Origin of the sequence: Streptomyces sp. NPDC007162, from assembly GCF_040634175.1 — a bacterium.
GTDB lineage: Bacteria > Actinomycetota > Actinomycetes > Streptomycetales > Streptomycetaceae > Streptomyces.
This window is the reverse complement of sequence record NZ_JBEYFC010000705.1, coordinates 1-3,728: the sequence shown is the minus strand read 5'-3', so window position 1 is coordinate 3,728 and position 3,728 is coordinate 1. Positions and strand designations below refer to the sequence as shown.

Below are 3,728 nucleotides of genomic sequence, written 5' to 3'. Positions count from 1 at the left end.
GCTCTGGGGCGACGGCCGTTCTGCACCGCCGCTCACTTCTGGAGCCGCCGCCCACCTTCCGTCCGCCGCGACGGCGATCGGCCACGACGCCGGCGTCCGGCTGGTGCCGGGCTCTCCCTACGCCGACAGCGCCGGAAGTACGGTCTCCGCGAACAGCCGCAGGCTCCGCCAGCCCTCCTCCAGCGGCATCCCGCCCGCCAGCGGATGCAGCACCAGGTTGTCCAGGCCCGCCGCCACGCACTGCTCCGGAGTGAGGATGCGGTAGACGCCCTCCGCGCGGAGTTCCGCCACCGTCGTCGCCGCCGAGCGCACCGCCGAGTGGATGTCCCCGGACTGCCAGGACGCGTAGGTCCGGGCCTCGTGCAGGAAGTGCTCCCCGTACCGAGCCCACGCCCGGTCCGGGTCCTCGGCGATGTGCAGCAGCGGTGTCTCGGCCGTCGGCATCATCGTCCAGCCCTCGGTGCCGTACTCGGTGAGCTTCTCCTTGTAGTACGCCTCCAGCTCCGGCAGGTGCGCGCTCGGGAAGAAGGGGAGGCCGAGCCGGGCCGCGCGACGGGCGGCGGCCTGGGAGGAGCCGCCGACCAGCAGCAGGGGGTGCGGGTCGGTGAAGGGGCGCGGGGTGACCCGTACCGTACGGCCGCGGTACTCGAACTCCTCGCCGGTCCACGCCCGCAGCACCGTCTCCAGCACCTCGTCCTGGATCCGCCCCCGGCGCTTCCAGTCCACGTCGAACAGGGCGTACTCCTCGGGCCGGTAGCCGATCCCGGCCACGGTCACCAGCCGCCCGCCGCTGAGCAGGTCGAGGACCGCGATGTCCTCCGCCAGCCGCAGCGGATCGTGCAGCGGGCCGATCACCGCCGACACGGTCACCGCGAGATGGCGGGTCGCACCGAACACCGCGCCGGCGAACGCGAAGGGTGACGGCAGCCAGTTGTTGTCGACCCCGTGGTGTTCCTCGGTCTGCACCGTGGTGACGCCGTGTTCGTCGGCGTACGCGGCCATCTCCACGGCCGCTCGGTAACGGGCGCCCAGGGACGCGGAGTCGGCCCCGGGCTCGACGAGGTTGAAGCGAACGACCGAGACGGGCATGGGAGTTCCCCTTCACCTTGGCCGGGCTGGTGGTGCGGGGACAGTAGCTGACGGTGCGTCAGACAGCCAGAGGTGCGGGCTCCCCGGCCGCCGCCGGCACCACCGCCGGCTTCGGCAGCAGCGCGTACAGCAGGCCCGATACGACGATCGTCGCGACCCACCCGAGGCCGTACCGCCCCACGGGGTTGTCCGATGCGAGCGGGCCGGTGAACCAGTCGGAGGAGGTGAACAGGAGGCCGGTCGCCAGGCCCAGCGCCCAGGCCGTGACCGCGGCGGGGGAGAAGCCCGCCCGGTACCAGTAGGCGCTGCTCGGCGTGGTGTCGAGCAGGGCGGCCGCGTCGTACTCCCGGCGGCGCAGCATGTCCACCCCGAACACGCCGACCCAGGCCGAGAAGGCGACGGCCAGCAGCGACAGGAAGGCGACGAACGAGCCCATGAAGGAGGTCGCCGCCAGCATCAGGACGCCGCCGAGGGCCAGCGAGATCACCGCGTTCACACAGACCGCCCAGTGCCGGGGCAGGCGGAAGCCGAGCGTCTGCGCGGTGAAGCCCGCCGAGTACATCGACATCGCGTTGATCAGCAGCATCCCCACCAGGGCGATGAGGAGGTAGGGCACCGCGAGCCAGAGCGGGAGGACCGCGCCCAGGAAGGAGACCGGGTCGGCCGCCTTGGCGAGGTCCGGCGTGGACGACGCCATCACCGCCCCCATCAGGACCATCGGGAGGACGACGATCCCGGCGCCGCCGACCGTGTTGCGCACGATCGCCGCCGAGGACGCGGTACCCGGCAGGTACCGCGTGAAGTCCGGGGCGGCCGGCGCCCAGCTCATCCCGCCCGCCGCGATCAGCCCGACCCCGGTGACCATCGCAGCCGTCGGCCCCGCGCCCCGCCCGAACACCCCGGCCCAGTCCGTCCGCGCGACCAGGTGGCCGAGGACCAGCAGGGAGAAGGCGCCGAACAGCCAGGTCGCCCACCGGTTGCAGCGCTGCACCGCCTTGATGCCCATGCCCGAGATCGCGAACGTGGTGACGACGAAGAGGAGCAGGGTGACGACGACCAGGGGAGTGTTGCTCCTGATCCCGAAGAGGATGTCCAGGACGGTCAGCAGCGCGTAGGCGCCGGTCACCGCGTTGATCGTCTCCCAGCCCCAGCGCGCCACCCAGATCAGCGCGCCGGGCAGCAGGTTGCCGCGCTGGCCGAAGACCGCCCGGGACAGCGCCATGCCCGGTGCCCCGCCACGCCTGCCCGCGATGCCGATCAGTCCGACCAGGCCGTACGAGACGACCGGTGCGGCGGTGCCGACCGCCAGGGCCTGCCAGAAGTTCAGCCCGAACGACACCGCGAGGCCCGCGCCCATGGTCAGCAGCAGCACGCTGATGTTGGCGGCGATCCAGGTGGGCAGCAGCCCGCGGGGTGTCGCGGTGCGCTCGGAGTCGGGGACCGGTTCGAGGCCGCGGGTTTCGAGGCCGTGGTGCTCCAGCGACTCTTCGAGATGTTCGAGGGCGCCATCGTGGTGGGCGGTGGTGCTCATGGTCAGCCATCGTACGTTAATCCGACGAATACCCCCAAAAGGTGCATCCTGCTTCGGAGAATCGTCCGAGACTTCCTCGCGGGGGAACAAGGTCCGCCGCGGGGCAGGGATGGATACTGGACGGGTTATGGAAACCGTCATCCTTGCTGTAGTCATCGCCGTGGTCGTGCTCGGTGCGCTCGGCGGGCTCGTCGTCGGCAGCCGGCGCAAGAAGTCGCTGCCCCCGCCGCCCCCCGCCGCGCCCGACATCACCGCGCCACCGGCCGAGCCGCACGTCGGCGACGAGGCCGAGACGCCGCGCGACGAACCGCGCCGGACGATAGAGGAGGTCGACCTTCCCGACGGCTCGGCTCCCGTCGTCGTCGAGGAGCCCCCCGCGGTCGAAGCGCCCGAGATCGAGATCCCGGAGCCCACCGCCGGCCGCCTGGTCCGCCTCCGCGCCCGGCTCTCCCGCTCCCAGAACGCCCTCGGCAAGGGGCTGCTCACGCTGCTGTCGCGCGAGCACCTCGACGACGAGACCTGGGAGGAGATCGAGGACACCCTGCTCACCGCCGACGTCGGTGTGCAGCCCACCACCGAACTGGTCGAGCGGCTGCGCGAGCGCGTCAAGGTGCTCGGCACCCGCACCCCCGACGAACTGCGCGGGCTGCTCCGCGAGGAACTGCTCAAGCTGGTCGGCACCGACGTCGACCGCACGGTGAAGACCGAGCCCGCCGACCGCAAGCCCGGCATCGTGATGGTCGTCGGCGTCAACGGCACCGGCAAGACCACCACCACCGGCAAGCTCGCCCGCGTGCTCGTCGCCGACGGCCGTACCGTCGTCCTCGGCGCCGCCGACACCTTCCGGGCCGCCGCCGCCGACCAGCTCCAGACCTGGGGCGAGCGGGTCGGCGCCCACACCGTGCGCGGCCCCGAGGCCGGCGACCCCGCCTCCGTCGCCTTCGACGCGGTGAAGGAGGGCAAGGAGATGGGCGTCGACGTGGTGCTCATCGACACGGCCGGACGGCTGCACACCAAGACCGGCCTGATGGACGAGCTCGGCAAGGTCAAGCGGGTCGTCGAGAAGCACGCCCCGCTGGACGAGGTGCTGCTCGTCCTCGACGCCACC

Annotated in this window: 3 protein-coding genes; 1 reads left to right on the top strand and 2 read right to left on the bottom strand. The window is 72.2% G+C overall.

Annotated elements, in window-relative coordinates:
* Window positions 1-117: 117 nt before the first annotated feature.
* Complete coding sequence (locus ABZ646_RS42435) at window positions 118-1,089, bottom strand: LLM class flavin-dependent oxidoreductase (RefSeq protein ID WP_360531911.1); 972 nt, start codon at window positions 1,087-1,089, stop codon at window positions 118-120.
* A gap of 58 nt (window positions 1,090-1,147) precedes the next feature.
* Window positions 1,148-2,620 (bottom strand): cytosine permease, encoded by a 1,473-nt coding sequence (locus ABZ646_RS42430; RefSeq protein WP_360531908.1) that lies wholly within the window; start codon window positions 2,618-2,620, stop codon window positions 1,148-1,150.
* A 127-nt stretch (window positions 2,621-2,747) separates the two neighbouring features.
* Between ABZ646_RS42430 and ABZ646_RS42425 the strand changes: the two genes are divergently transcribed.
* On the top strand, window positions 2,748-3,728 hold a 981-nt coding region (locus ABZ646_RS42425), incomplete at its 3' end, for a signal recognition particle receptor subunit alpha (protein ID WP_360531905.1).

What these genes read in the sequence shown, in the direction of transcription:
- ABZ646_RS42435 (WP_360531911.1), bottom strand. Translation starts at nt 1,089, where the DNA reads ATGCCCGTCTCGGTCGTTCGCTTCAACCTCGTCGAGCCCGGGGCCGAC.
- ABZ646_RS42430 (WP_360531908.1), bottom strand. Translation starts at nt 2,620, where the DNA reads ATGAGCACCACCGCCCACCACGATGGCGCCCTCGAACATCTCGAAGAG.